Origin of the sequence: Flavobacterium orientale (genome assembly GCF_014638005.1) — a bacterium.
In the GTDB taxonomy this organism is placed as follows: domain Bacteria; phylum Bacteroidota; class Bacteroidia; order Flavobacteriales; family Flavobacteriaceae; genus Flavobacterium; species Flavobacterium orientale.
Map to the genome: position 1 here is coordinate 69,909 of NZ_BMFG01000006.1, position 26,283 is coordinate 96,191.

General features: G+C 33.4%; 30 protein-coding genes and 1 other RNA gene. 16 read left to right on the plus strand and 15 right to left on the minus strand.

Annotated elements, in window-relative coordinates:
* Window positions 1–31: 31 nt before the first annotated feature.
* Entirely contained in the window at window positions 32–577 is a 546-nt protein-coding gene (locus tag IEV15_RS08870; protein WP_188362169.1) for a DUF1599 domain-containing protein, read from the minus strand.
* Window positions 578–664: 87 nt separating this feature from the next.
* Here IEV15_RS08870 and folP point away from each other — a divergent pair, with 87 nt between their 5' ends.
* Window positions 665–1,486 (plus strand): dihydropteroate synthase, encoded by an 822-nt coding sequence (gene folP, locus IEV15_RS08875; protein WP_188362170.1) that lies wholly within the window; start codon window positions 665–667, stop codon window positions 1,484–1,486.
* Between the two features lie 3 nt (window positions 1,487–1,489).
* Entirely contained in the window at window positions 1,490–2,203 is a 714-nt protein-coding gene (locus tag IEV15_RS08880) for a hypothetical protein (RefSeq protein ID WP_188362171.1), read from the plus strand.
* Here IEV15_RS08880 and rlmH read toward each other — a convergent pair.
* On the minus strand, window positions 2,197–2,670 hold the full coding sequence (gene rlmH, locus IEV15_RS08885; protein ID WP_188362172.1) for a 23S rRNA (pseudouridine(1915)-N(3))-methyltransferase RlmH: 474 nt from the start codon (window positions 2,668–2,670) through the stop codon (window positions 2,197–2,199). The two genes, IEV15_RS08880 and rlmH, sit on opposite strands and share 7 nt — an antisense overlap.
* A gap of 321 nt (window positions 2,671–2,991) precedes the next feature.
* Between rlmH and IEV15_RS08890 the strand changes: the two genes are divergently transcribed.
* From IEV15_RS08890 to IEV15_RS08905, 4 genes are all read left to right on the plus strand, one after another.
* On the plus strand, window positions 2,992–3,432 hold the full coding sequence (locus tag IEV15_RS08890) for a hypothetical protein (protein WP_188362173.1): 441 nt from the start codon (window positions 2,992–2,994) through the stop codon (window positions 3,430–3,432).
* Window positions 3,433–3,517: 85 nt separating this feature from the next.
* Entirely contained in the window at window positions 3,518–4,291 is a 774-nt protein-coding gene (locus tag IEV15_RS08895) for a DUF3667 domain-containing protein (protein WP_188362174.1), read from the plus strand.
* Window positions 4,292–4,307: 16 nt separating this feature from the next.
* Window positions 4,308–4,633: RNase P RNA component class A (gene rnpB / locus IEV15_RS08900), an RNA gene on the plus strand.
* Window positions 4,634–4,887: 254 nt separating this feature from the next.
* Window positions 4,888–5,703 (plus strand): T9SS type A sorting domain-containing protein, encoded by an 816-nt coding sequence (locus IEV15_RS08905; RefSeq protein ID WP_188362175.1) that lies wholly within the window; start codon window positions 4,888–4,890, stop codon window positions 5,701–5,703.
* Between the two features lie 79 nt (window positions 5,704–5,782).
* Here the strand turns inward: IEV15_RS08905 and IEV15_RS08910 are convergent, their stop codons facing one another.
* Genes IEV15_RS08910 through IEV15_RS08925 form a run of 4 tightly spaced genes read right to left on the minus strand, consistent with a single transcriptional unit; the run spans window position 5,783 to window position 8,519 of the window.
* Window positions 5,783–6,385, minus strand: a complete 603-nt coding sequence (locus tag IEV15_RS08910) for a hypothetical protein (RefSeq protein WP_188362176.1) — start codon at window positions 6,383–6,385, stop codon at window positions 5,783–5,785.
* Entirely contained in the window at window positions 6,375–6,959 is a 585-nt protein-coding gene (gene rsmD / locus IEV15_RS08915; protein WP_188362177.1) for a 16S rRNA (guanine(966)-N(2))-methyltransferase RsmD, read from the minus strand. Before rsmD ends, IEV15_RS08910 begins: the two co-directional genes overlap by 11 nt.
* Entirely contained in the window at window positions 6,956–7,774 is an 819-nt protein-coding gene (locus tag IEV15_RS08920) for a DUF3822 family protein (RefSeq protein WP_188362178.1), read from the minus strand. The genes rsmD and IEV15_RS08920 overlap by 4 nt, the downstream gene beginning before the upstream one ends.
* Entirely contained in the window at window positions 7,758–8,519 is a 762-nt protein-coding gene (locus tag IEV15_RS08925) for a hypothetical protein (RefSeq protein ID WP_188362179.1), read from the minus strand. The genes IEV15_RS08920 and IEV15_RS08925 overlap by 17 nt, the downstream gene beginning before the upstream one ends.
* Window positions 8,520–8,639: 120 nt before the next feature.
* Here IEV15_RS08925 and IEV15_RS08930 point away from each other — a divergent pair, with 120 nt between their 5' ends.
* From IEV15_RS08930 to kdsB, 3 genes are read left to right on the plus strand one after another with little or no spacing between them, the layout of a single operon-like run.
* Window positions 8,640–10,061, plus strand: a complete 1,422-nt coding sequence (locus IEV15_RS08930) for an ATP-dependent DNA helicase (protein WP_188362180.1) — start codon at window positions 8,640–8,642, stop codon at window positions 10,059–10,061.
* 9 nt (window positions 10,062–10,070) lie between these two features.
* Window positions 10,071–10,631, plus strand: coding sequence for a DUF4126 domain-containing protein (locus tag IEV15_RS08935; protein ID WP_188362181.1), 561 nt, complete (start codon window positions 10,071–10,073; stop codon window positions 10,629–10,631).
* Window positions 10,632–10,661: 30 nt separating this feature from the next.
* Complete coding sequence (kdsB, locus tag IEV15_RS08940; RefSeq protein WP_188362182.1) at window positions 10,662–11,387, plus strand: 3-deoxy-manno-octulosonate cytidylyltransferase; 726 nt, start codon at window positions 10,662–10,664, stop codon at window positions 11,385–11,387.
* Here the strand turns inward: kdsB and IEV15_RS08945 are convergent.
* The gene (locus IEV15_RS08945; RefSeq protein ID WP_188362183.1) at window positions 11,379–12,044 is read right to left on the minus strand and encodes a spermidine synthase; all 666 of its coding nucleotides are present in this window, start codon (window positions 12,042–12,044) and stop codon (window positions 11,379–11,381) included. The two genes, kdsB and IEV15_RS08945, sit on opposite strands and share 9 nt — an antisense overlap.
* 97 nt (window positions 12,045–12,141) lie before the next feature.
* Between IEV15_RS08945 and IEV15_RS08950 the strand changes: the two genes are divergently transcribed.
* On the plus strand, window positions 12,142–12,654 hold the full coding sequence (locus tag IEV15_RS08950) for a 1-acyl-sn-glycerol-3-phosphate acyltransferase (RefSeq protein ID WP_229734124.1): 513 nt from the start codon (window positions 12,142–12,144) through the stop codon (window positions 12,652–12,654).
* A 5-nt stretch (window positions 12,655–12,659) separates the two neighbouring features.
* On the opposite strand, the gene IEV15_RS08955 is transcribed toward IEV15_RS08950, so the two are convergent.
* Window positions 12,660–13,073, minus strand: coding sequence for a helix-turn-helix domain-containing protein (locus IEV15_RS08955; protein ID WP_188362185.1), 414 nt, complete (start codon window positions 13,071–13,073; stop codon window positions 12,660–12,662).
* A 306-nt stretch (window positions 13,074–13,379) separates the two neighbouring features.
* Between IEV15_RS08955 and IEV15_RS08960 the strand changes: the two genes are divergently transcribed.
* The 4 genes from IEV15_RS08960 (at window position 13,380) to IEV15_RS08975 (ending at window position 18,326) form a co-directional block, all read left to right on the plus strand.
* The gene (locus IEV15_RS08960) at window positions 13,380–14,534 is read left to right on the plus strand and encodes a M14 family metallopeptidase (protein WP_188362186.1); all 1,155 of its coding nucleotides are present in this window, start codon (window positions 13,380–13,382) and stop codon (window positions 14,532–14,534) included.
* 69 nt (window positions 14,535–14,603) lie between these two features.
* Window positions 14,604–15,083 (plus strand): Lrp/AsnC family transcriptional regulator, encoded by a 480-nt coding sequence (locus IEV15_RS08965; RefSeq protein WP_022828573.1) that lies wholly within the window; start codon window positions 14,604–14,606, stop codon window positions 15,081–15,083.
* 121 nt (window positions 15,084–15,204) lie between these two features.
* On the plus strand, window positions 15,205–17,778 hold the full coding sequence (locus IEV15_RS08970) for a phosphoenolpyruvate carboxylase (RefSeq protein WP_188362187.1): 2,574 nt from the start codon (window positions 15,205–15,207) through the stop codon (window positions 17,776–17,778).
* Between the two features lie 32 nt (window positions 17,779–17,810).
* Window positions 17,811–18,326, plus strand: a complete 516-nt coding sequence (locus IEV15_RS08975) for a DinB family protein (protein ID WP_188362188.1) — start codon at window positions 17,811–17,813, stop codon at window positions 18,324–18,326.
* A 35-nt stretch (window positions 18,327–18,361) separates the two neighbouring features.
* On the opposite strand, the gene IEV15_RS08980 is transcribed toward IEV15_RS08975, so the two are convergent.
* The 5 genes from IEV15_RS08980 to aroB all read right to left on the minus strand — a co-directional run bounded on the left by IEV15_RS08980 (window position 18,362) and on the right by aroB (window position 22,642).
* Window positions 18,362–18,805, minus strand: a complete 444-nt coding sequence (locus tag IEV15_RS08980) for a DNA primase (RefSeq protein ID WP_188362189.1) — start codon at window positions 18,803–18,805, stop codon at window positions 18,362–18,364.
* 11 nt (window positions 18,806–18,816) lie between these two features.
* The gene (locus IEV15_RS08985) at window positions 18,817–19,791 is read right to left on the minus strand and encodes a deoxyhypusine synthase family protein (RefSeq protein WP_188362190.1); all 975 of its coding nucleotides are present in this window, start codon (window positions 19,789–19,791) and stop codon (window positions 18,817–18,819) included.
* A gap of 90 nt (window positions 19,792–19,881) precedes the next feature.
* Window positions 19,882–21,282 carry an arginine decarboxylase gene (locus IEV15_RS08990; RefSeq protein WP_188362191.1) on the minus strand — a complete coding sequence of 467 codons (1,401 nt, stop codon included), beginning with the start codon at window positions 21,280–21,282 and terminating at the stop codon, window positions 19,882–19,884.
* 55 nt (window positions 21,283–21,337) lie between these two features.
* Window positions 21,338–21,517, minus strand: a complete 180-nt coding sequence (locus IEV15_RS08995; protein ID WP_188362192.1) for a hypothetical protein — start codon at window positions 21,515–21,517, stop codon at window positions 21,338–21,340.
* Window positions 21,518–21,574: 57 nt separating this feature from the next.
* A complete protein-coding gene (aroB, locus tag IEV15_RS09000) occupies window positions 21,575–22,642 on the minus strand; it encodes a 3-dehydroquinate synthase (RefSeq protein WP_188362193.1) in 1,068 nt (355 codons plus the stop codon).
* A 172-nt stretch (window positions 22,643–22,814) separates the two neighbouring features.
* Between aroB and IEV15_RS09005 the strand changes: the two genes are divergently transcribed.
* Together IEV15_RS09005 and IEV15_RS09010 are read left to right on the plus strand one after the other, a co-directional pair.
* Window positions 22,815–23,285: a DUF6252 domain-containing protein gene (locus IEV15_RS09005; RefSeq protein ID WP_188362194.1), complete on the plus strand. Its 471-nt coding sequence runs from the start codon at window positions 22,815–22,817 to the stop codon at window positions 23,283–23,285.
* A 143-nt stretch (window positions 23,286–23,428) separates the two neighbouring features.
* Window positions 23,429–24,604, plus strand: coding sequence for a proline dehydrogenase family protein (locus IEV15_RS09010; RefSeq protein WP_188362195.1), 1,176 nt, complete (start codon window positions 23,429–23,431; stop codon window positions 24,602–24,604).
* A gap of 36 nt (window positions 24,605–24,640) precedes the next feature.
* Here the strand turns inward: IEV15_RS09010 and IEV15_RS09015 are convergent, their stop codons facing one another.
* Together IEV15_RS09015 and IEV15_RS09020 are read right to left on the minus strand one after the other, a co-directional pair.
* Window positions 24,641–25,024, minus strand: coding sequence for a DUF4258 domain-containing protein (locus tag IEV15_RS09015; RefSeq protein WP_188362196.1), 384 nt, complete (start codon window positions 25,022–25,024; stop codon window positions 24,641–24,643).
* Window positions 25,025–25,086: 62 nt separating this feature from the next.
* On the minus strand, window positions 25,087–26,280 hold the full coding sequence (locus tag IEV15_RS09020) for an alanine dehydrogenase (protein WP_188362197.1): 1,194 nt from the start codon (window positions 26,278–26,280) through the stop codon (window positions 25,087–25,089).
* Window positions 26,281–26,283 lie beyond the last annotated feature (3 nt).

The following is a 26,283-nucleotide window of genomic DNA, read 5'->3' on the forward strand; positions in this document are numbered from 1 at the left end:
ATTTGTCAATGCGACAATTCCAAACGTGTTTTTATTTATTGTGAAAACCCAAATGAATCAAAGCAAATACCGCATAGTTAATCATGTCTTGGTAATTGGCGTCAATGCCTTCTGATACGAGTGTTTTTCCTTTGTTGTCTTCAATTTGTTTTACGCGTAATAGTTTTTGCAGAATCAAATCGGTTAAAGAACTTACCCGCATGTCACGCCAAGCTTCTCCATAATCATGGTTTTTATCTTCCATTAATTGTTTGGTTAATTTGATTTTTGCGTCGTAAAGCGAAAGAGCTTCTTCGCGGTTTAAATCGGGTTGGTCCACCACGCCTAACTCCAATTGAATCAAAGCCATAATGGAATAATTGATAATGCCGATAAATTCTCCGGTTTCGTCTTCTTGAATTTTTCGGGAGCTGTTTTCCTGAAGACTTCTGATGCGTTGTGCTTTTATAAAAATTTGGTCGGTTAGTGAAGGCAATCGCAATATACGCCAAGCACTCCCGTAATCTTTTAGTTTGTTGCTGTATAAATCTCTGCAAATGGCGATGACTTTGTCGTATTCTTGTGCCGTGTTACTCATTATTGATTGTATATTTGTAATAGTTTTTCAAAAATACAATTTTAAGTAAAAGAACGAGCTACTTTTTAAATCCTTTTTTCAAACGAGATGTTAATAAACTGTCGCGGTAAACTTATCGATTTGGCCACCCCAAAAGTAATGGGTATTTTGAACGTTACGCCTGATTCATTTTATGACGGTGGACGTTATTCCAACGAAAATGCCATTCTGAATCATGTAGAAAAAATGGTGACTGATGGAGCTGATTTTATAGACATTGGTGTTTATTCCAGCAAACCGAATGCGGCTTTGATTTCAGAAAAAGAAGAAATTGAACGCTTGTTGCCCGTTTTGGTATTGCTACAAAAGCATTTTCCGGAAACGCTACTTTCCATCGACACCTTTAGAAGTGAAGTTGCCAAAATAGCTTTGGAAAACGGAGCGGCTTTGATTAATGATATATCTGCAGGAATGTTGGATGTCAACATGATGCAAGTGGTGGCTCATTATCAAGTTCCGTATATCATGATGCACATGAAAGGCACGCCACAAACCATGACTACTTTAACGCAGTATGATGATTTAATGAAAGACGTACTTTTTTATTTTTCAGAACGCATTTTGGAAGCTCGAAAATTGGGGATTAACGATTTACTTATTGACCCGGGATTCGGATTTGCAAAAACAGTGGAACAGAATTTTGAGTTGCTGAAAATGCTGGAGCTGTTTGCTGCTTTTGAATTGCCCCTATTAATTGGCGTTTCCCGAAAATCAATGATATATAAAACCTTAGCAACCACCCCCGAGTTGGCTTTGAACGGCACCTCTGTTTTAAATACAGCTGCGTTGTTGAAAGGAGCCAAAATACTCCGAGTTCACGATGTAAAAGAAGCCGTTGAATGTGTCAAATTAGTTACTTTATTACAATAAATTATGCGAATTAGTTTTTTAGTTATTCTTGCTTTTGCAATGATGGGTTGCAAAAAAGATGTTCAGTTAGCCAAAGCCAGTCGAACTATTGATTCTACGATGGTGGATCACACACCGGTGTATCTGTTTTTTGAAGTGAAAGACAAAGATACGATGGTGCAAGTGAATCGAAACAATACCATTAGTACTACCAACTGGGTTTTTAATGTGGACAAGCGTTTGCCGTTGCGATTGGCAATTCCGCAAATAATCAAATTACAAAACAAACGCAAAAACGATGATGTTCATACGGAAGATATTGCGGGCAATTATTATTCCTATACCGATAGTATTCAGCGGTCGTTAGCTTTTATTTCCTTTAAATCGATTAGTTATACCTATGATTCTTATTTTTCAAGTATTTATGTGAAAGAAAATCCGGAGTACCACATGCATTTTCAAACGTATTACATCAACTTTAAGCAAGACAAGTCCATTACTGTTGACGGAAATGAAGTGAGCCAAAGCGAATTGTTAGCTTTTCTAAAAGACTATATCGCATTTTCGGGGGAAGGAAAACGGAATTTGATATACTTGAATTTTGATGAGGAAGTATCTTTTGATACCTATTTGTCCAATGTAGTGTTGCTAACGGAATTGGAAAATGAAACGACACAAATTGCCACAACCCATTTTATTTACAATAAAAAGAAGTTACCGGATTGCAATTGTTATTGATGGTGGTAGGGCTCGTTTTTAAGAATGGTAAAAGCTCGGTATACTTGTTCAATAAAAAATAAACGCACCATTTGGTGGGAGAACGTCATGGCTGATAATGCCATTTTTTGATTGGCTTTTTGATACACTTTTTCAGAGAAACCATAGGGACCACCGATTACATAAACTAACGTTTTAATACCGGCATTCATTTTCTTTTGTAATTCGGCGGAAAACTCCATACTGCTGAAGGATTTTCCGTTTTCATCCAGTAGTATTAAATAGTCCGTAGGAGTGAGCTTGCTTAAAATCAGTTCGCCTTCCTTTTCTTTTTGCTGGTCTTCCGAAAGGTTTTTTGCATTTTTCAAATCGGGTATAACTTCCAATTCAAACTTGATGTAGAAGGACAACCGTTTTTGGTATTCCTCCATTAAAGTTTGTAAATTCTTATTGTCGGTTTTACCAATGGCAATTAATTTGATGTTCATTGCTGATTTTTTTTCAAAAGTACAAAGTATTTTTTTTTACTTTAGAGAAAAATTGAGATACACTAATGTTGTGTACTTTTTATGTTTGAGGATGAGTTAAAGGTATATAATTTGAAATTAGGTTATTTGATGAATTAGTAGATTTGAAGGAGGTATTAAAGGTCTCTTGTCAAAAAGGATAGGAATTTGATTGTTTGCACGAGCGAGACACAAGCGTAAGCGTGGGCCACACGAAGGAATTCGTGCGGCAGTGGGGGGATCGGGGAAGTATGTTAAAACTCGAAGTTTCAACTTTAGATAAAGTAAATAAATTATGTTACAATGAAGGCAATAAAGAGGTTAAATTTAATACTTATAATAATAAGTAATAGTTTAATAATTTCATGTAAAGAAAAAAATGACGATTTAGTTATTATCTTACACACTAGAGATAGTAAAGATTTAATAATCAATAATCCAATATATTGTTTTAATAATGGAGAATTTTATTTTGAAATAGATGAAACTAACTATAATTTTATAAATGAAAATGTGGTTAGTAAAATTTCAATTTTATGTAATGGTAATAATGTAAGTGCTTTACCATCACTTGTTTTTTTAAGTAAATTACCTGACTCAGAATTGTTTTTCTTAGTCGATGATAATAAATTGAAAATGGACTATGTTAAAAAAAACAATAAAATATGGATTTTAATAAGAGAAAAAATAGATTCAAATATTTTGAAAAATAATATTAGTATTAAGACATCTTGTAATTGGTAAAATAAATTATGTTCCATAATTAGTGATGATGATAAATTCAGAAATTAACCATTTGTAAATCAATACTTAAATAAAATTTAAACCCATGCATTGTAAAAATTGTCAAAACGAATTTTCAACAGCGGTAAACTATTGTTCTGATTGTGGTGGAAAAGTAGTGGTAAACCGCATCACCATCAAACAAATTTTAGCGGATTTGTCAAATAGCTATTTAAGTTTAGATAACAAATTTGTGGTCACTTTCCGTACACTATTTTCCAATCCTTCGGCGGTGGTTAATGGGTATATTAATGGTGAGAGAGGAAAATATGTGAATCCGATTTCTTACTTCGTTTTAGCAATTGCCATGGGTGGTGTTTTTTCTTTATTGATGGTTCGGGGTTATTTTGGTGAAATTGATTATTCGCAGTACGGTGCAGCCAATGACAAACTAGATATGAAAGATGTTATGGCAAAGGTTGCCGATTATAACAACTTAATTTATTTGATTTCCTTACCAATAATAGCATTGATGTCTAAAATTGTTTTTTACAATTTGAAGCAGTACAATTATGCTGAGCATTTGGTGATTTATGGTTATACGTATTCGCAATGTGCCATCATTTCTTTTTTGGCTATTCCTATTTTGCTTTTAGTGAAACCACAAATAAATTATTATTCTATTATTTCTATTTTGGTTTACATTGTTTTACACATTTATTTTCTGAAACGCATCTTCCATTTGCCGGCTAAGAAAATGGTTTTGAAGACGTTACTTTTTGTTCCGGTTTTAGCCTTCTTTTACTTCGCTATGTCTTTAGTGTTTGTGATAGTTTTTTTTGTTTACCTATATCTTACTAATCAATTTCCAATTCCTTAAAAAGAAGTATCTTTGCCCCGCAGACCGCCTTATCGCTTTCGCCTTGGCGAAGGAGGAAAGTCCGGACACCAAAGAGTAGCATAACGGGTAACTCCCGTCCGTTCGCTTCGGCGAATGAGGACCAGTGCAACAGAAAGTATGTACAGTTCGGCTGTAGTGAAACCAGGTAAACTCTATGCGGTGCAATGCCATGTATATCAACGCTCCGTTTCGGCGGATAAGAGCTACTCGTTCGATGTTGAAGGGTAGGCAGCTAGATCAAGTCAGTAATGGCTTGGCAAGATAAATGATAAGGGTTCGTTTCGGCGAATACAGAATCCGGCTTATAGGTCTGCTTTTTTTAAGGATACAGTTTGAAAGTACACTTTCTCAATTCTTCTATTCAATTTATCTTTTTACTCTTTCTATGCTAAAGATTCATTTTTTACTACAATTATTCGGTAAATAATACACTACTAATTCTTTCATTTTATGTTAGAATTATTGAAGTATTGCATTTATTTTGTCATAAAAAAAATTAATATCACAAAAAATGTTACTAATTAAAATAATTTATTAAATTTACGTAATCGATTACAATTAAAAAATAAAACATTATGAATAAAAAATTACTTTTTAGTTTATTGACACTTTTATGTGTGATGACATCAGAAGCTCAAACAAAAGTTTGGAATTTTTTAACAAACATGACCATCTTACCGGATAATTTTCCAGGAGTTCCGGGTGGAACAGAAGATATTGTGGATCATTTAGGTAGATTTGGCCACATTACATCAAACAATTTCTCATCTCAATCTACCGGAGCTTCTACTTTTTCTGATGGGTTTCAATCAGGCAGAAGAGCAAATATGAATGGCGGTTCAGTTGCCGTTGGAGCTTTGCCAGCCATGCGGTTTTTCTTTTTTGATGTTTCAGGTAACTGCACCATAACGGTTTGGGCAAGAGAGCAAAACACGTCTAATCGAACGCTTCTTATTAGCGATGGAGAGAATGTTCTTGCAAGTGCTCCAAATTCCAGTAATCCGGGAGCATTCATTTTAGAAGCAAACAATACAAATGGTGCAAAAAGAATATTTATTTATTGTGATACAAATGGATTTGGAATTTATAAAATTGAAGTCAACGGTGCGACAGTTAACACTACAATGTCAATGGCTGATTGGTTATTGTTATTAAATGTGCAAGACACAACATTGTCCAACATCAATTATTATGTAAAAGACAAAACAGTTTACTTAAATAATATTGACACAGAATCAACTATTTTAGTCTATTCTGTTACAGGTGCTTTAGTGAAATCAATAAAAGCTATTTCTTCTGAAGTGTCTTTTGATTTAGATCAAACAGGACTTTACATTCTTAAATTGAGTAACAATGAAGGACAAAAAACAATTAAATTGATTGTGAATTAAAATGTAAAGCTTTCTATTATATCTAGAATAGTAGTTCATAATAATAAAGGTGGTTGTAATGGAGAGGTTTTAAACTTCTTTATCTACAACCACCACTTTTTTTGAATTGTGTCATGCCTTTTTCCAAACATTTTTTCAAAATAGTTTGGGTTGATTTACCAAAAAGCACATCTTCTCGATTGTTTTCAACTACAATTTCACCTGAGGTGGTGTGGGAATAAATTATTTTTTCAGTCGCTACTTCATACACTTTGAATGTGATAGAAGCAGTTGATTTTTCTGCATTTTTCATCGGTTTAATGTTGATGCCACTGATGTCGTTATCACCTATAGAACCTGTAATTTGAATCACATAATCAATCGTGTTTGTGGCTCTTAAAAGCGATAAACTTTCTTTTGAATTTTTTGCTGTTAAGATAGGAACATTGTAAATGGATTTCCTTTTTCCGTAACTTAAGTAAAGCGAATCGTTCAAACAATTTTGTAACTCTTTTTCGGAATAGTTCGAGAAATCAGAAAAGGGTTTGCCATCAATGGTGACATAATTTAAAAACCATTTGCCTTCGGTAAACGAAATATCATACAAACCGGTTTCTGCCACAGCACGATAAGACGGAAAATAACAGGAGTTTAAAAGCAATAAAAAGCTAAGTGCTAAAAGGATTTGGAATTTATTCTTCACTATCGTCGGTTTCGTCAAAGTCGTCATCCGTTTCATTTTCAATTTCAAAAAAGGTAAAAACAGAACCACCATAGGCTTTTTCAAAAGAAAAATGCTGTAGGTGATTTAATTTGGTGTGTTTTGAATGTTCAATAATCAACATACCGTCTTCGGAGAGTAGTTCGTTTTGAAAAACCAGTTCGTTGATTTTTTCAAATTTTGCTTGGTCTAAATCATAAGGAGGATCGGCAAAAATGATATCGAAATCTCCTTTAGTTTTTTCTAAGAATTGAAAAACATCACTTTTAATGGCGGTGATGTTGAACTCAAATGCATCTGTTGTTTTTTTGATAAAAGAAACACAGCCATAATTTCCGTCAACGGCAATAATGGGTTCGCTACCTCTTGAAGCAAACTCATAACTGATGTTTCCGGTTCCGGCAAACAAATCCAATACTTTTAACGAAGCAAAATTAAAGTGATTGTTCAGAATGTTGAACAACGCTTCTTTGCTCATATCCGTAGTGGGTCTAACGGGAAGATTTTTGGGAGCTGCAATTCTTCGGCCTTTGTATTTGCCGGAAATGATTCTCATGAATGAAAAAGGATAAAGTTTTTTCTTCTTTCCTCAGCTGAAAAAGTAGTATTAGCATCTATATCTATTTCATACAAAGAAACATTTCGAATGTATTTATAGGCTTTTTTATATAATTCATCATCTTCATTAATAGTACCTAATAAATTAAGTTTTAACGATTCGGGGTTTAAATGCAGTTGTTCTGCGGTAAACAATAAATAATAGATGAAATCGTCAGGCGTATTGAATTCAAAAGTGTTGAATAATAATAATTTTTGATTTTGAATGACAACAATTTCAAAATGATTGTGCATAAAATGAATAAACATAGTAACCGATTCGTCGTTCTTAGAGTTTTCTAAAAGTTTATTGACTAAAATACTGGAACTGTGTAAGTATTCAAAAGCACCCAATTGGTCAATCAAATAATTGTTGATGTTGACATAAGGCACATAAACATTGACCATATCATAATTTTTGATGGGATCAAAAGTAAAATAATCGGTTTCAAAAACTTTGGTGTTATACTGCAGGTAACTTCCTTTGTATTCCTCATCAAATAGGGGAAGGGGGACAAAGGTGTTTAAAGTGTTATCATGAAGTACCACGACTTCATCATAGTTTTTGGTTAAATCATTTTCATCTAAAAATGTTTTCCATAGACAATTCTCAATGGAATAGGTCTTAGGATATTTTTTAAAATCAATTTCTTTATAGGAAGTAATTGCGTTGTTCAATAGGTCACGGCAACAAAAAGAAAGCCCATTCAGTGAAATCTGAATGGACAGCCTTTTGTAATTTTTGTCGGTGATTGTATTATTCGTTATTACCATATTTTTTTGGCCAGTTTCCTGACATACTAACTTCTTCTAATGAACCTAACATAATAAATTCACCATTAATACCATCTACTGAAACTACATTTTTTTCTCTCTTTACTAAGCTTTGATCTTGGTCTTTCAACAAATCAGCTTTGTTAAGTTTAGCTTCAAATACGGGAACTTTAGCATCATTTCTATCAATAAAACCTGATTTTAAATCAATTGTAGCTTCAATACCGTCCACTCGAACTATGTTTAATCTTTTGTATCGATCAGAATCTTTAAATAAAGAGTCTTTGATACTTACTTTGCCGATTTCTCTAACTTTAACCGTATCTTTAAAATAACCTCCAACACCATCTGAACCCACACTCAAGCCAAAAGCTCTATTTTTTTTGATATCTGCAATCGAAGTATCTTTACGTTCAAGGATGACAAATTTCTCATTTTCAATAAAGGCAACTAAGGTGTCTAAGTTGTCAGCGTACTTACCGTTGATTGATTTGTAAGCCAATTGAACAGCTTTAAGGTCAATCATTTTGTTTACTGCAGCTTGAAACCTTTTTTCTTTAAGTTTATCAAACTTGATAGGAGCCTGAATGGATTGATAAATTAAATAAGCGAAAACTGCTGAAATAAGCCAAAGAGCAATAGAAATTACCGGCTTTACTTTTGAATTTACCTTTTTGTCGATAAATTTTACCAACCCTAAAATGGCAAGAATAAGAACAACTACAATAATAATGAATGTTATCATTTTTTAGAAAATTTATTTAGTCTATATGGCAAATCTACAATTTTTTTTTTTTCTCAAAAGCATTTGCCGCAAATTTCATATGTATATTTGAATTTTAATAATTTCTTAAAATTAGACAAAATGGATTCATCCTTGTTTTACAGTATTTTACATAAAAATTTCCCTTTTCAAACTACTTTAAAGCAAGATATTTTTTTTCAAAAAATTGCAATTTTTGCTACAAGCGAGTCAAAAAACGAATTATTTCTCCTTAAAGGATTTGCCGGAACGGGAAAAACAACCTTAATTTCAACTTTAGTAAACCAACTGCAATTTATAAATAGAAAATTTGTTTTGTTGGCTCCAACCGGAAGAGCAGCAAAGGTTATTGCTAATTATTCCGAAAAGCCCGCATTTACTATTCATAAAAAGATTTACTTTCCAAAAAAGAATCCGTCAGGTGGGATTAGTTTTACGCTACAACAAAATAAACACAAAAACACGCTATTTATTGTAGATGAAAGCTCAATGATTTCGGATGCACCACAAGATTCGAAAAACAGTCAGAGCAATTCGCTGTTGGACGATTTACTTTCTTATGTGTATTCGGGTGATAATTGTAAATTGATCTTGATAGGGGATACCGCTCAGCTTCCTCCTGTGAATTTGACCATCAGTCCGGCTTTAGCAGAAGATACCTTACGGATGTATTATAATAAAGAAGTACATCATTTAGAATTAGATGAAGTCATGCGTCAGGAAGTAAACTCCGGTGTTTTATTTAATGCAACTAATTTAAGGGAAGTGTTGGAGGGTTTTGAAATTAATTCGTTTGCGTTCAATTTGAAAGGATTCAAAGATATTGTTCGTTTAACGGACGGTTATGAAATTCAAGATGCGATTCATTCTTCCTATAGTAATAATGGTTTGGAAGAAACAACGTTTATTGTTCGTTCCAACAAAAGAGCCAATCAATACAACCAACAAATTCGAACGCAAATTCTTCTTAGGGATTCTGAACTTTCAACAGGAGATTTAATGATGGTGGTAAAAAATAATTATTTCTGGTTGAAAGATTCCGATGAAGCCATTTTTATTGCCAATGGTGATATTGTTGAGATTTTAGAAATTCATAAAATTCAAGAATTGTATGGATTTAATTTTGCCAAAGTAAAAATCAGAATGGTAGATTATCCGAATCAAAAACCGTTTGAAACCATTTTATTGTTGGATACCATTAGCAGTGAGTCGCCATCATTAACACAAGAGCAATCCAATAGATTGTATCAGGAGGTATTGAAAGATTATGAAGATGAAGGGGCGATGTATAAAAAATTAAAAAAAGTGAAAGAGAACGAGTATTTCAATGCGTTACAAGTAAAGTTTTCGTATGCGATAACGTGTCACAAGTCACAAGGAGGTCAATGGACCAATGTGTTTGTAGAACAACCCTATTTGCCGGATGGAATTGACAGGGATTACATCAGATGGTTGTATACCGCAATTACTCGAGCCAAAGAAAAATTATATCTTATAGGATTTAAAGATGAAAATTTTGAATAAATTTGAGTTATGGTAACGATGGAAACTTTTTTGAGTATTTTTTTGGGAATTGGATTGGCAGCTTCTGCCGGATTCAGGGTTTTTATTCCTTTATTTATTTTGAGTTTAGCGTCAAATTTAAATTGGATTCCAATAAATGATTCTTGGCAATGGTTAGGAGAAACGCCAGCCTTAATTACATTAGGAATAGCCATGCTTGTTGAAGTTTTGGCTTACTACATTCCGTTTGTTGACAATATTCTCGATTCCATAGCTATTCCATTGGCTACGATTGCAGGAACGATAGCCATGGCTTCTACTTTGGCTGATTTAAGTCCGATGTTAACTTGGGGGTTGGCCATCATTGCAGGAGGCGGAACTGCGGCAGTAATCAATTCATCTACAGCAGCAACACGTTTGGCTTCTACAACAACTACGGGAGGTTTGGGCAATCCACTCCTTTCCACAGTAGAAACCGGAACAGCAACCGCCATGTCTTTTGTGTCTATATTTCTTCCCGTTTTAGCAATTATCTTAGTTGTTTTTATTTTCTTTGTTGGTATAAAATTGTTTAAAAGGTTTATACCTTAAAATGCTTACTAACTTAGCAACTCAAAATAAATGAAAACCATCGCCGTCATTCCAGCTCGTTACGCATCAACCCGATTTCCGGCAAAATTAATGCAGGATTTAGGCGGAAAAACAGTGATTACCAGAACGTATGAAGCAGCTGTCAACACTAAATTATTTGATGATGTGTTTGTGGTGACAGATTCCGATTTGATTTTTCAGGAAATTGTTTCTAATGGTGGAAAAGCGATAATGAGTATAAAGGAACATGAGAGTGGGAGTGATCGCATTGCAGAAGCTGTGGAACATTTGGATGTAGATATTGTTGTGAATGTTCAAGGAGACGAACCTTTTATTAACAAAGAGCCTTTAGCTGCCGTTTTAGAAGTTTTTAAAAGCGATCATGCAAAACAAATTGACTTGGCTTCCTTGATGCGTGAAATTACAGATTGGGATGCTATAGAAAATCCAAATAACGTTAAAGTGATTGTAGATCAAAACGGATTGGCGTTGTATTTCTCGCGTTCGGTAATTCCGTATCCCAGAGAAAAAAACGTCGGGGTTCATTATTTTCAACATATTGGCATTTATGCTTTCAGAAAACAAGCTTTGTTAGATTTTTATAAACTTCCTATGAAATCACTGGAAGCCTCCGAAAAATTAGAACAACTTCGCTATTTAGAATATGGAAAGAAAATCAAGATGGTAACTACTTCCCATGTTGGAATTGGAATTGATACTCCGGAAGATTTAGAAAAAGCGCGTAAATTACTTTAGTTTTTCAACTACAATTAATTCGTTGTGTTCTTCAACTCGTGGCAATGCATCTACTTTAAATTTTGAAAGGTCATAAAAGCGGAGGTAGTTTTGATTTCTAACCTTATCAATTTCTTTTAACAACATTGTATTAAAAAGAATAAAACCACCGGGATTCAAAATTTCGGTTAGCCGATTTTGAAAAAAAGTTTCAAATAGAAAACTTGGCATTATTGTGTCTTGAAAAATGTCGACGATAATTAAATCATAAGTCAGTTTTGTTTTCAAAACAAATTCAAACGCTTCGTGGTGTATTATATTGAAATTTTCAATTTTGTTTAACTGAAAATAATCATTGGCTAATTCAATTACTTTGTCATCGATTTCAATTCCGGTAATTTTTCCTTTACAGCCAATTTCATCTACCAAGGTTTTGATGACACTTCCTCCGGCAACCCCTAAAACCAAAATGTGATTCATGGGTTTTATTTTTTCAAATCCGATATATTTTAAACCTTTTCGCAAAACACGTTGCAGACTTCCATAGGAGTAATTGGTATTTTTACTATCTAAAACCAATTCGCCATTAACTAAAGTTACTTCCAACGTTTTACTCAACTCTGAAGTAGTTTTATAAATGTTGATGGGATAAAAGTAGCTGATTAGTTTTTTTAGCATTTTAAATTTTTTAGTAAAAATAAGAGTTAAATCGTATTTTTACTAAAATTATTGTTAGGTGAAAAAACGGTTGAGTCAATTTATTTTATTCAAAGTAATGGGGTGGAAGATAGAAGGAACTTTGGATCCGGCTATCAAAAAATGCGTCATCATTGTGGTGCCTCACACCAGTTGGCATGATTTCTACATTGGATTATTTATAAGAAGTTATTTAGGGATTGAAATAAATTTTGTGGGTAAAAAAGAATTGTTTCAATTTCCGTTTGGGTTTTATTTCCGATGGTTAGGTGGAGTTCCTTTGGATAGAACAGGCGGATTGAACAAAGTAGATGCTATTGCAAAAGTATTTGCTGATCGAGAAACCTTTCGATTAGCTATTGCTCCCGAAGGAACCAGAAAAAAAGTAACAAAATGGAAAACAGGGTTTTATTATATATCACTTCAAGCAAATGTTCCGATAATTCCTGTGGCTTTTGATTTCAGTAAAAAGCAAATTACCATCAATAAGCCCTATTATCCAATCGGTGAAATTGAAGTGGATATGCCCATTTTGGAACACTATTATAAAGGTGTAGTTGGTAAGTATCCGGAGAATAGTTTTATGGTTTAATGTGTTTAGTTTTCAGGAATGTAACTTTTGAAACTACCATCTTTATAGAACATTACAATCTTTTCAATTTCTTTATTGTTACTCGCGATCCCTTTGTTTTGGGGGATAAGCGGTTTTGGTAAGTCAGATGAGGATTCTTTTTCAGGCTCCGTATTTACTTGCTTTACAGTTTCTATTGTTGCTGCATCAGTCGACTTTGGGAAAATTCCTTTGTTAAGTAAAAACCAATATAAATCAACTTCAGGAAAACTTTCAGAAACTTTCAATACAAATTCTAAGCTCGGTTTGTTTCTTCCGGATAGGAGGTGTGACAAACTAGAACGCTGTACACCAATTTTATCGGCAAACGATGAGGCATTCAGTTGATAATAGTCCAGCAGAATTTCCAGCTTTTGAACAAAATCATGTGTGTTTAACATAGTAAATTTGTGTTGTAAAAAAAGTATGTTACAAATGTAATCAATTGATTTTAGAATAGGAATGTTACATTTGTAAAATTAACAGTTTATTAGTTATTTAACTCGTACTTATGCTTTATGTAATTGTATTTAAAATATTGGAAACAAATTATTTAGTTTGTAGAATAATATTAGATAAACAATTGTAATTTTTAAAGATAAAAAACACTAAAAATTGTGTTTACAAAGTTAAACTTTACAACTTTTGCATTGATTTACAATTGTTATTTCAAAGATGTTTACCTTTGTAACGTTAAAAATTAGCACATGAATTATCCATCTCTTTTTGAGAAATATAAAGAACAAACCATTCAAGGCAGATATGTTACGTTGAATCATATTGAGCCTCTTTTTGAAAAGCACCAATTCAAAAATTCCATCTCCGTTTTGGGAAAATCTGTTTTAGGAAAATCGATTTATGGATACAAAACCGGAACAGGAAATTTCAAGATTTTGCTTTGGTCGCAAATGCACGGTAATGAAAGTACTACTACAAAAGCAGTTTTTGATTTGTTCAACTTTTTAGATTCAGATGAAAAAGTAGCTTTGCGTTGGAAAGAAAAATTTACGTTCTTTTTTATCCCGATGTTGAATCCTGATGGAGCGGAAGTGTATACCCGAGAAAACGCGAACAGTGTCGATTTGAATCGTGATTTTTTGAATTTGTCGCAACCGGAAAGTAATTTATTAATGAACTGCTTTCAGGAGTTCAAACCGGATTTTTGTTATAATCTTCATGACCAACGCACTATTTTTGCGGCAGGAAAAACTAAGAATCCTGCAACTGTTTCTTTTTTAGCTCCGGCTTTTAATGAAGAACGAGAGATTAATGATACGCGGCAAAAGGCCATAAATTTGATTGCCGGAATTAATGACGTGTTGCAATATCATATTCCTAACCAAGTGGGTCGATTTGATGATTCTTTTAATAGGAATTGTGTTGGAGATACCTTTCAGCAGTTAGGAGTGCCGACGGTACTTTTTGAAGCCGGACATTTTCAAAATGACTACCAAAGAGAGAAAACACGGTATTATATTTTTATCAGCCTATTGGTAAGTTTTCAATTACTTTACGAAAACGATTTAGTTGATAGTAAAACTGCGAATTATTTAAATATATCACAAAATAACGTCAGTTTTTTTGATTTTATTTATAGAAATGTCAAGATTGATTATGATAATTCAGAAATTATAACGAATTTTGCCGCTCAATTTAGGGAAGAATTGGTTGAGAATGAGTTGGTTTTTAATGCCTATATTTCTTCAGTAGGAGAATTAAATGATTTTAACGGTCATTTGGAATGGGATGCAGAAGGCCAAGAATTTGAAAGTGAGAGAGGTACTTTTCCGAAAATTGATGAAAAAGCGAATTTTGTTTTAGGAAAAACCAACGTATTTGTTAATGGTTTATTAAAAAAATAACAATTACGTTTTTTTATTGAATAAAATATATTTCTTTTGCACTAAATTTAATAATAAATAGACATAAACATGAGTAAGTTTCGTTTAGATGAAGTAGATCACCAAATTCTTGATATGTTAATCGATAACACAAGAGTTCCTTTTACAGATATTGCTAAAAAACTTTTAATATCAGCCGGTACCGTTCACGTTAGAGTTAAAAAAATGGAAGATGCTGGAATTATTATGGGTTCTTCTTTGACTTTGGATTATGAAAAATTAGGTTATTCTTTCATTGCTTATGTTGGAGTTTTCTTAAATAATACTTCACAAACTAAATTTGTTTTGGAGCGTATTAATGACATACCTTTTGTAACTGTAGCTCATGTAACTACCGGAAAGTTCAATATTTTTTGTAAAATCCGAGCTAAAGATACCAAACATGCTAAAGATGTTATCTTCATGATTGATGATATTGAGGGTGTTTACAGAACAGAAACCATGATTTCATTGGAAGAAAGTATCAACGATAAAAAACGTTTGATGCACACCATTTTCCAAAACATGTAAGATATAATGACACTATTACAAACCCTCTCCTTTAAACGAGAGGGTTTTTTTATGCAATCATAATAGTAGTTAAACACAATTAATAGAATATTTCACTAATTTAGTAAGCAAAATTCAACCCATGTACACGCTACCAAGAATTGAACGATTTCGTCAAAATGTTTTATCTAAATACCAAATTTATAACAGTGTCTTTATCACTTTACCTTTTGATGCGATAGACAATACAGGTGTTTTATTGCCTCTTTTTTCTGAAGTGTGTGAAAACGGATTCAAAAGCCAACAAAGTCCAAATGAAATTTTTGAATCGTTTGCTTCCAAATACATGGATAATCCCACCGAAGAAGAAAAAATCGAACTGATGTTTCGCTTTATTCAATATGTAGAACGACAAATTGTGCTTTTTGATGCAATTGAAGATGCTGCATTTCCAACGGTAAACAATATGGAAGGTCGTGGTTCACTTCGCGATATGAAAGAAAAAGCAGAACAACGTTCAAAATCAAAAGAACTTAGAAATTTTTTAGAAAACTTTAAAGTTCGAACGGTTTTAACAGCACATCCAACGCAGTTTTATCCGGGTGCTGTTTTGGGAATTATTACCGATTTAACCGAAGCTTTGCGAGTGAATGATTTAATTCAAATTAAACAATTGTTAGCTCAATTGGGTAAAACACCTTTCATTAAAAAAGAAAAACCGACACCTTTTGACGAAGCGATTAGCTTGATTTGGTACCTTGAAAATGTATTTTACACCACAGCAGGAAATATGATTCAGTACTTACAGAAGAATATTTATAGCGGGGAAGAAATTAATAATGCTATATTTAATTTGGGTTTTTGGCCCGGAGGCGACAGAGATGGTAACCCATTTGTGACAACAGAAATTACATTAAAAGTAGCTGAACGCTTGCGTACTTCTATTTTGAAATGCTACTACAGCGACATTCGTAAGCTGAAAAGAAAACTTACTTTTAAAGAAGTAGATACAATTATCGCTGATTTAGAAAGTAAATTGTATCGTTCTGTTTTTTATTCTCAAGGTGAAATTTACTTGACACAAGAAGAATTTTATGAAGGATTACAGCGAATTAAGCAGCTTATAAAACAAGAACACCAATCGCTTTATTTGGACGAAATTGATTTATTGTTGAACAGACTCAACTTGTTTGGGTTTCATTTTGCTACTTTAGATATTCGTCAAAACAGCAAAATTCACAAACAAGTATTTCAAGATATTGTAGCGAAAGAAAAAGCACTTTTTCCTGAAAATTATTTTGATTTGGAGGAAAAGGAGAAAATTGCTGTATTATCCAATTTGCGAAGCAATATATTGGAAGCCGATTTTGATGATGAGATTACTCGCTCAACCGTGAGTTCTATTCATGCCATGAAAACCATTCAGGAACGAAATGGTGAATTGGGCTGCAATCGCTATATTATCAGCAATAATGAAAGTGCATTGAATGTGATGGAAACCTTTGCTATGTTTCATTTGTGTGGCTGGGAAAACCCTTCTGTTGATGTGATACCACTTTTTGAATCGGTTGACGATTTGCATTCGGCGGACAAAATAATGGAACAATTATATACAAACGCTTCCTATAAACAACATTTGCAAAACCGAAATAATACACAAACCGTTATGTTAGGTTTTTCAGACGGTACTAAAGATGGTGGGTATTTAATGGCCAATTGGAGTATTTACAAAGCCAAAGAAATGTTGACAGCCATTTCTAGAAAATACGGAATAAAAGTATTGTTTTTTGATGGTAGAGGTGGACCACCGGCACGCGGAGGCGGAAAAACCCACAAGTTTTATGCTTCATTGGGTTCCAATATTGAAAACCAACAAATACAAATTACGGTGCAAGGTCAAACCATTAGTTCGAATTTTGGTACTTTGGATTCGTGTCGTTATAATCTAGAAAATTTATTAAGTGCGGGAGCTACAAATCAAGTTTTTAGCAAAGGTGAAATCGCTCTGTCGGAATCTGAAAATCAGGTGTTGGATGAATTATCAGAATTGAGCTATGATAAGTATAAAAAATTCAAGCAACATCCTAAATTCATTCCGTATTTGGAACGAATGAGTACGCTTAATTATTACGCAAAAACCAACATTGGGAGTCGTCCTTCCAAGCGAAACAAATCGGAACAATTAGATTTTAATGATTTGCGAGCTATTCCCTTTGTGGGCTCTTGGAGTCAATTAAAGCAAAATGTTCCCGGATTTTTTGGAGTAGGAACAGCTTTGCAACATTTTGAAGCAACCAATCAATGGGAAAAAGTAGTGATGTTGTATCAAAATTCGTTGTTTTTTAAAACGTTGATGGAAAACAGTATGATGTCATTGTGTAAATCTTTTTTTCCATTAACAGCCTACATGCAAAAGGATGAAGAGTTTGGAGTGTTTTGGCAAATCATTTATGATGAATTTTTGGAAACCAAAAGATTGTTGTTAAAACTCTCCGGATTCAAGGAATTGATGGAAAACTATCCCGATGGTAAAGCTTCTATTGAAATTAGAGAGCAAATTGTATTACCGCTTTTAACCATTCAACAATATGCGTTGTTAAAAATCAATGAACTAAAAAGACAAAAAAATCAAAACGAAAAGCTAATTGCCGTATATGAAAAGATTGTAACACGTTCGCTATTTGGAAATATTAATGCAAGTAGAAATTCGGCTTAATTTAAAATTTATCAAATTTAAAATATACAATTATGACTTCATCATCTTTACAAACAAATGAATACGCACCTTATTATAAGACTTACATTGAAGCTCTGGAAGAAGTGGAATTAAGAAGTGGATTTCAAGATGGCATCGAATTTAGTGTAGCATTTTTTACTGCTATCCCTATTCACAAACACGAATTTCGTTATGCCGAAGATAAATGGACTATTAAAGATATACTACAACATCTGATTGATGCCGAACGAATTTTTGCCTATCGAGCGTTGCGAATTGCCAGAAATGATACAACTCCTTTACCCGGTTTTGAAGAAAATGACTATGTTGAAACAGCTCATGCCAATAGAAGAAGTGTGAATGATTTGTTGGAAGAGTTTGTAATCGTTAGAAAAGCGACTATGAGTTTGTTTAGCACTTTTACTGACGAACAATTAATTCGTATGGGAACTGCTTCAGAAAATCCGGTTTCCGTTCGTGCTATTGGATTTATTATTTTGGGACATCAAAAACATCATGAGAGAATTATAAAAGAGAGGTATTTATAAATAAAAAAGGAGCTCCATCGAGCTCCTTATATTTTTTAATAATCTTCTTCTTCGTCATCTTCATCGGAAGCTTCTTCGTCAAAATCATCATCATCTTCGTCATCGTCAGAACCACCTGCATCTTTTAATAAATCTACTTCTGTGTCATCATCAGATGGAGCATCGTCATCTTCTTCATCTACATCTACTTCGTCAATGTCATCGTCTAGATCTAAACCTTTAACCGGTGCAATTGTTTCTACTTCCACATCCAAATCATCATCTTCTTCAAAGTTTTCAATACGGGTAGCGAGTTTTTTACTCACTTTTACTAAATAAATAGTGTCTTCCGTTCTAACTTCAACAGCTTCAATCAATTCGTTTTGGGCATTTCTAAAACGGATAATGTCTGTATCTTCATAACCATCAGGAAATTTCTCCACCAGCATGGATAAGATATCATTCGTTAGTTTGGCATAGTCAACAATAATTCTTCTCATAAAAAAATCTGTTATAAATCAAGTAAGTAAGCAAAAATTAAAGGTGCAACAATCGTTGCATCCGATTCAATTATAAATTTGGGGGTGTTTATATCTAATTTTCCCCACGTAATTTTTTCGTTAGGTACTGCTCCTGAATAGGAACCATAACTAGTGGTTGAATCGGATATTTGGCAAAAATAACTCCAAAACGGAATGTTGTGCATCTCCATGTCTTGGTATAACATTGGTACTACACAAATAGGGAAGTCGCCGGCAATACCTCCACCAATCTGAAAAAAGCCAACACCTTTTCCTTCGGAGTTTTTAGGATACCAATCGGCCAACCACATCATGTATTCAATACCACTTTTCATAGTAGTCGGTTTGAATTCACCTTTGATACAATAGGAAGCAAAAATATTACCCATTGTACTGTCTTCCCATCCGGGAACAACTATCGGAAGGTTTTTTTCAGCTGCTGCAACCATCCATGAATCTTTAGGATCGATTTCGTAGTATTGTTTTAAAACACCCGAATTAATCATTTGATACATAAATTCATGCGGAAAATAACGTTCTCCTTTAGAATCAGCATTATTCCATATATCGAACAAATGTGATTGTAATCTACGGAAAGCTTCTTCCTCAGGAATACAAGTGTCAGTAACTCTATTATAATGATTTTCTAACAAGTCCCATTCGTCTTGTGGACTTAAATCTCTGTAGTTTGGTACTCTTTTATAGGAATTATGAGCAACTAGGTTCATAATATCTTCTTCCAAATTGGCTCCGGTGCAAGAAATGATGTGTACTTTGTCTTGACGAATCATTTCGGCTAATGATTTTCCTAACTCAGCCGTACTCATCGCTCCGGCAAGGGTAATCATCATTTTACCGTTTTCAAGCAAATGTTGTTCATATCCTTTTGCGGCATCAACAAGTGCTGCAGCATTGAAATGAAGATAATTTTTTTCAATAAATTGACTAATAGGACCTTTACTCATTTTCTATTTCTTAGTTTGTATGCAATTAATTGTTGGTCAAAGAAAAACTTTTTTTTCTTAAAAGACAAACACTTTTTTGTGTCAAAAATGTTATTTTTTCTCGTATCCTAATATCGATAATACTTGTTCGGCACTTTGTTGTTCTGAAAAAACTTCAGTAGCCAAAATTCCGTTTTCATCTCTATCGATTAAAATATGTTTGGGTTGCGGAATCAAGCAATGGTGCAATCCCCCAAAACCTCCAATGGTTTCTTGATAGGCTCCGGTGTTGAAAAATCCAATATATAATGGTTTTTCTTTATTGTATTTTGGCAAATAAACCGCATTCATGTTTTGTTCCGAGTTGTAATAATCATCACTATCACAAGTCAATCCACCCAACAAAACCCGTTCGTAAGTGTCGTTCCAACGGTTGATGGCTAACATTACAAAACGTTTGTTGATGGCCCAAGTGTCAGGTAATGTAGTGATAAAAGAGGAATCAATCATGTTCCACTTTTCTCTGTCATTTTGCTGTTTTTGATACAGTACTTGATAAATTGCACCGCCGCTTTCACCAACAGTAAACGAACCGAATTCAGTAAATATGTTTGGCACATCCACTTCTGCTTCTTCACAAGATATTTTGATTTGATTGATGATTTCGTCAATCATATATTGGTAATCGTATTCAAAAGCGAGTGAATTTTTAATAGGGAAACCACCACCAATATTCAAACTGTCTAAGGTTGGACATTCTTTTTTCAACGCCACATAAACTTTCATACATTTCAACAACTCATTCCAATAATAAGCCGTGTCACGAATGCCGGTATTGATGAAAAAATGCAGCATTTTTAGTTCTACATTTTTATTTTCTTCAATTTGTTTTCTGTAAAAAGGAACAATGTTTTTGTACCCTATACCTAGACGAGAAGTATAAAACTCAAATTTTGGTTCTTCCTCGGCAGCAATTCTAATTCCGATTTTAAATTTACCGTCAATTTTTTCTTGTAGTAAATCTAATTCTTCATAATTATCAATAACAGGGATTGTTTTGTTATGACCGTTATTAATTAATCGGGCAATGTTATCAATATATTGCTCACGCTTAAAACCATTGCAAACCACGTAGGTGTTTTTATTGATTTTACCTTCCGCCATCAAATTTTCTACAATGTCAATATCAAAAGCTGAAGAAGTTTCAATGTGAATATTGTTCTTAAAAGCTTCATTCATGATGAAACTGAAATGCGAACTTTTGGTGCAATAGCAATAATAGTATTTGGCATCGTACTTATTTTTCTCCATCGCTTTTCTAAACCAGCCTTTTGCACGGTTGATGTTGTTAGAAATTTGTGGTAAATAAGTAAATTTTAATGGAGTACCATATTGCTCTACAATTTTCATCAAATCGATGTTATGAAACTGTAGGTTATCTTTATTTAAAGTAAATTCTTCTTGTGGAAAGTAGAAGGTTTGATTGATTAAGTCGAAGTATTTTGTGTTCATTTAGCTGTCAATAATTTAGATTAAAAGTAATGTAAAAAAAGATTCAATCTAAATTTCAAACTCGAATATTTGCAAAAACAATTTGCAGTTTTTCGCGTAATTGTATCAAACTTTCAGAAGTATCAAAATTGATAGCGTTTTTATGCGTCACGGAATTTTTCATAAAACGTTGAAAAGTCCAATGAAGTCCAAAGGTTTCTTTGGTAAATACATTTCTATTTTGATTGTTTTTCATTGTGGCAAATGTAAAAAATAATATAACGGTATTACAAACCTTTACTTAAAAAAAATGTTATCTTTTATAATCTTCAAATGAATTAATAATCCATTCTTTTTCAGTGTTTTGATTAATTTTTATTGCACCAATTCCATTCAGTAATACAAATTGAACCGTTCCGTATTCATTTTTCTTATCGTGAATCAATAAATCAACAATGGGTTGGATGTCCGTTTCATCAAAAATTACTTTATCAAAAATTGATAAAATGGTTTCTTTGATTTGAAAGTAGTCTTCCTTTTGAAGTAGGTTTTTTTGTTGCGAAATATAGCTTTCTAAAATCATTCCAACGGCAATAGCTTCACCGTGTAATAAACTTTCTTTGTTTGGGTTTTCTAAGAAATAACTTTCTATAGCATGACCCAAAGTGTGTCCGAAATTTAAGGCTTTTCTAATTCCGTTTTCAGTTGGATCTAGAGTGACAATGGCATTTTTTATGAGTACTGATTCATAAATCAAGGTATCCAAATCTTCTGCATTTTGTTGGTTCATTTGGGTGAACTTTTTCCAATACAATTGGTCATAAATTAAACCATGTTTAAGCATTTCTGCTAAACCGGATCGCATTTGATTTTTGGGTAATGTTTCTAAAAATGTAGTATCAACTATAACTGCTTTTGGATTGTTTATGACGCCAATTTGATTTTTTAAATGATCCAAATCAACACCGTTTTTTCCGCCAATCGAAGCATCAACCATAGCCAAAAGGGAAGTTGGAATATTAATAAAGTCGATACCTCTTTTGAATGTTGACGCTATAAATCCACCAATATCTGAAATTACGCCACCACCTAAATTTAATAGTATTGATTTTCGATCGCCTGCCAACTCGGTCAAAGTATGCCATAATTGAACACAGGTTTCAATAGTTTTAAATTCTTCTCCGGGTTCAATTTCAATGATTTCCAGATTTAGCTCAGCAGTAATTTGTGATAGAAAATGAGCCAAACAATTCTCATTTGTATTGGTATCCACTAAAATGAAATGTTTGGAATAGTTGCTCTCATCTAAAAATTGATTTAGAAATTGATATCCTGAGTCGTTAAAATAAATGGAGTAATCTGAAGCTTGTATGTTTTCCATGAAAACGAAAATGATTTGATGTTCTTAATGAAAGCCAATACAAAATAACTAAAATTTATGGAGTTTTATAAGCTGTAATGCTTCTAAATTTTGCGAATTCTATTTTGTTATTAGAAAATGTGGTTATTTTCTCATACATTTACAGCTAATTTAAAAATACAAACCTACTATTATGAAAACAAAAATTAAATTCTTTGCATTGCCACTTTTAGCTTTACTTGTTTTATTTACCGGATGTAGCAGTGACGATTCAAACAGTTCTGACAATCTTTTTATTAAATTTACACACAACGGAGTAAATTACAATTTTGTTGACCCATTTACAACAACCTCTTTATCAAAAAACATAAGATATTTTGAAGGTTCTGATGATACATTTGTAGATATCTCTTTGTGGATGCCATTAGTTTCTGAAGAGGGAACTTTTACGATTACAGATACTCCTTTTGATGTTGAATCCTATAATGCTAACTTTAGCTTAGGACAAGATCTTAATCTTGATGCAACTGCAGGAAGTATTACTATCACTAGTGTAGATTCAGAATACATTCAAGGAACCTTTACTTTTTCCGGAACTTCTTTTGAAGGAGAAGATGTTGTAGTTACAAACGGTTCGTTTAGAGCTTATAACATTCAAGATTAAGTACTTAATATAGTAAATAAAAAGGGTTTAGCATTTTGTTAAGCCCTTTTTTTATGGGCCTATTTCTAAATGTAAATTATTATGTCAAGTTGCTATTTTAATTTTAATACACTACTTATCTTTGCATTATTATTAAGGCTAAAATGAATAAATTATTTGACAATACCCAAGTTGCTTTTTCTCTTAAAAGCGATTCAGAATTAGACAGAGCTTATTTTCTCTTTAAATTAATAGAAAGTCAACCCTTAGTTCGCATCGGAACTGCAGTAACCAACTTTGCTCTAAAAGCACATCTTCCGGTTGAAGGATTAATCAGAGCTTCCGTTTTTGATCATTTTTGTGGTGGTGTTACCGAAGATGATTGCCTTCCGGTTGTGGATAAAATGTTTAGCAAAGGCGTTTGTTCGGTTCTCGATTATTCTGTTGAAGGTAAAGAAGAAGAAGGTCAATTTGATGCCGCGATGGAAAAAACGCTAAAAATCATTGAGTTTGCCAAAGAAAAAGAGGCTTTTCCTTTTGCTGTTTTTAAACCTACCGGATTTGGACGTTTTGCTCTTTATCAAAAAATAGGAGAAAAAAAAACGTTATCTACCTCTGAAACCGAAGAATGGAATAGAGTAGTGGCTCGTTATGAAAAAGTGTGCCATTTGGCTCATCAAAAAGAAGTGGCATTATTAATTGATGGCGAAGAAAGCTGGATGCAAGATGCCGCAGATGATTTAGTGACCGAAATGATGCGAAAATACAATACTTCAAAAGCAATAGTTTTCAATACCCTTCAAATGTACCGTTGGGACAGATTGGATTATCTTAAAAAATTACACCAACAAGCTCTAGCAGAAGGTTTTCATATTGGTATGAAATTAGTTCGCGGAGCTTACATGGAAAAAGAAAACGAACGTGCTCAGGAAATGGGTTATCCAACACCAATTTGTGCATCAAAACAAGCTACAGATGATAATTATGATGCCGCTGTGGCTTATATGATTGAACATAGTGATAATATGGCTCTTTTTGCGGGAACTCACAACGAGTTGAGTTCTTATAAGTTGATGGAATTAATGAAAAATAATGGAATTGATTCAAATGATTCCAAAATTTGGTTTGGTCAATTATACGGAATGAGTGATAATATCAGTTATAATTTAGCAGCCAATGGTTTCAATGTGGCAAAATACTTACCTTTTGGTCCGGTTCGAGATGTGATGCCTTATTTGATTCGAAGAGCGGAAGAGAACACATCAGTTGCCGGTCAAACCGGAAGAGAATTGATGCTGATTAAAAAGGAACGCGAACGCAGAAAATTAGAAGACAATTAAAAAAAATGACTTTCAAATTTCTGAAAGTCATTTTTTTTATTTTTTTATGGTAATCAATTCCACTTTTGATTCATAATTTATGAGTTCTAATTGTATCGGAACTTTAGTGCTGGTTTGTCCTTTCACCACATATTTTTTTCCGCTTCCTATCTTTATATTACTCTCGCTGAAAACAACATCGCCGTGTAGTAAGGTGTTTTTAACATCAACGGAGTCAATCCATTTTTCAGCCAATATTTCTGAAGCTTTTTCAGAATAATAAAAGGGTTTTGATCTTAAATCTTTTAATACTCTGCAATTAGGTAAATAACAAAAGGTGACACCTCTCGACTCTGCTTTGGCTCCTAAAAAGTAAACTAAAAAGATAACGCCCAATAATAATCCGAAGAGGAAAAAGGCCAATCGTTGATAAAATTTCATTTTCTTGTAATTTGACTGCAAAAATAACTACAATTCTTGAAGTCACCTAACTTTATTTTGCCTTAAAAAACAATTAAATTAATATCACTATTGGGTAAATCAAACCAATCACCAATGGCTTTGTTAGTTAAAATTCCATGATAAAAATAGACCCCGTTTTTTAATCCACGGTTGCATCGGATGGCACTTTCTAATCCGCCGTCTTCTGCAATTTGAATTAAATAGGGGCTCAAAATATTACTAATTGATAACGAGGCAGTTTTAGAATATCGTGAAGGAATGTTAGGAACGCAATAATGAATAATGTTGTTTTTTACAAAAGTTGGTTTTTCATGTGTAGTAATTTCAGAAGTTTCAAAACAGCCACCTGTATCGATGCAAACATCAACAATAACGGCACCTCTTTTCATATGTTCTACCATAGTTTCTGAGACAACTACCGGCGTTCGGTCTTCTCCTTTCATAGCTCCAATGGCAACATCGCAACGACGTAAAGCTTTCAAAAGACTTTTTTGTTGGATGGTGGAAGTAAAAATACGTTGGCTCAAGTTGTTTTGCAGTCGACGCAATTTTGTAATAGAGTTATCGAATACTTTCACATTGGCACCCAGTCCGATTGCTGTTTTTGCAGCAAATTCGGCTACAGTTCCGGAGCCAATAATTACAACTTCTGTGGGAGGAACTCCTGTAATATTTCCAAACAACAAGCCTTTACCAACTTGTTGATTGATCATTAATTCTGCTGCAATCAATACGGAGGCAGTTCCCGCAATTTCACTTAACGATTTTACCGCAGGATAGGAACCATCTTCATCTTTTATAAATTCAAAGGCCAAAGCCGTAATTTTCTTTTTAGCTAATGCTGTAAAATATTCCTTTTTTCGTGTTTTTAATTGAATAGCTGAGATAACAATGGTGCCTTGGTTTACCATTTCAATTTCTGACATGGTAAGTGGTTCTACCTTTAAAATCATCGGACAACTAAAAACCTTTTTTGGGTCTTGTGTAACTTCCGCTCCCGCATCGCTGTATTCTTTATCGGAATAACTCGAACTTTCTCCGGCTCCTGATTCCAACATCACTCTATGACCGTGATTGACTAGCGAACTTACCGCATCAGGAGTTAAGCAAATCCGACGTTCTTGGTACGACGTTTCTTTTGGAATGCCAATAAACAACTCGCTTTTGTGTCGGGCTATTTCAAGCTTCTCTTCCTGGGGAAGTAATTGTTGTTTGGAGAAGGGTGTAATTGGCATAGG